The organism is Streptomyces coryli (genome assembly GCF_011044975.1).
In the GTDB taxonomy this organism is placed as follows: Bacteria; Actinomycetota; Actinomycetes; order Streptomycetales; family Streptomycetaceae; genus Streptomyces; species Streptomyces coryli.
Genome location: NZ_JAAKZV010000611.1, coordinates 1 through 547 on the forward strand (window position 1 = coordinate 1; position 547 = coordinate 547).

General features: G+C 75.3%; 1 protein-coding gene. It reads left to right on the plus strand.

Translation table 11 applies throughout. The features are described 5' to 3' along the window. The first annotated feature begins 281 nt into the window (after positions 1 to 281). Positions 282 to 443 carry a hypothetical protein gene (locus G5C51_RS43905; RefSeq protein ID WP_276617721.1) on the plus strand — a complete coding sequence of 54 codons (162 nt, stop codon included), beginning with the start codon at positions 282 to 284 and terminating at the stop codon, positions 441 to 443. Positions 444 to 547: the final 104 nt, after the last annotated feature.

Genomic DNA, 547 nt, shown 5'->3' on the forward strand with positions numbered 1-547 from the left:
GGCGCGGGGCCTGGGCTCGATGCGGGCTGAGAGCGGGGCCTGGCTCGGTACGGGCCTGGGCGCGGGGCCTGGGCTCGATGCGGGCTGAGAGCGGGGCCTGGCTCGGTACGGACGGAGGCGCGGGGCCTGAGTTCCACACGGACGGGGGCGCGGGGCCTGTGGGCTCGTACAGACGGAGGCGCGGGGTTCCGTACGGACGGGCCGCAGGGTCTGGGCTCGGTACGGGCCGGGGAGCGTGAGGCCTGGGCTCGTGCGGGTGGGGTGCGAGCTCGGCCCCAGCGATGTGGCGGGGCCTCGGTGGGACGCCGGCGGCCCGGTCGTGTGGCGGCGGGAAGCTGCGGGCGGCCGGGGCCGACGAGTTCGTGCTCGGCTTCCTGGACACGGACGGGCGGGCGGACATGGCCGCGGTGGGCCGGAGCGACCGGGCCCCGCGCACGTATTGATCTCTCCCTCCGGAAGGAGGGCCGAGTGGAGCGACGCAGCCGAAAAAGTCTTAGCGAAGCGGGCTTTTTCGGTTGTGTCGCGGAACTCGGCCCGGCCCACCCAC